The sequence below is a fragment of the Limosilactobacillus ingluviei DSM 15946 genome (genome assembly GCF_001435775.1).
Classification (GTDB): Bacteria; Bacillota; Bacilli; order Lactobacillales; family Lactobacillaceae; genus Limosilactobacillus; species Limosilactobacillus ingluviei.
The window spans coordinates 1-420 of record NZ_AZFK01000045.1 but is presented as its reverse complement, the minus strand read 5'-3'; the positions used below and the strand labels follow the sequence as shown (position 1 = coordinate 420).

1 pseudogene is annotated in these 420 nt (G+C 42.1%); it reads left to right on the top strand.

Going from position 1 to position 420, the window contains the following annotated elements:
• A pseudogene (locus tag FC43_RS06130) lies at window positions 1-420 on the top strand (RNA-guided endonuclease InsQ/TnpB family protein); the annotation flags it as partial.

The window sequence follows — 420 nt, the reverse complement described above, 5'->3', positions numbered from 1 at the left end:
TGTTCAGTCACGAATTAAGCAATTGGAACTTCGCCAAAATGCTAAACAAATGTCGAATCATTTCCAGTTCTTAGGAGATAAAAGAATTGACAGCTTGACTAAAGCTAACGCCATTCAGAATTATCGAAAGGCATGGAATGCTTTTCGCAAAATTCACACCGCAGGTGTTCCTAATTTCCACCGGAAAAGCTACGTTTGGCGTTATCAAACTAACTGCCAGTATTTGAAACAGAAGGAAGCATACTTAACCAACGGAACTGTACGTTTTGAAGATAGTAAGCATGTTCTGGTTCCTAAATTAGGTCGGCTCCGTGTTAAAGGTTCCCACCAGCGAATCTTAGCTCGCGGTGCTGAAACTCGCATTGGAACGGTAACCATCACAAAAGACGCTATCGGGAGCTTCTTTCTCTCAATGCAGTT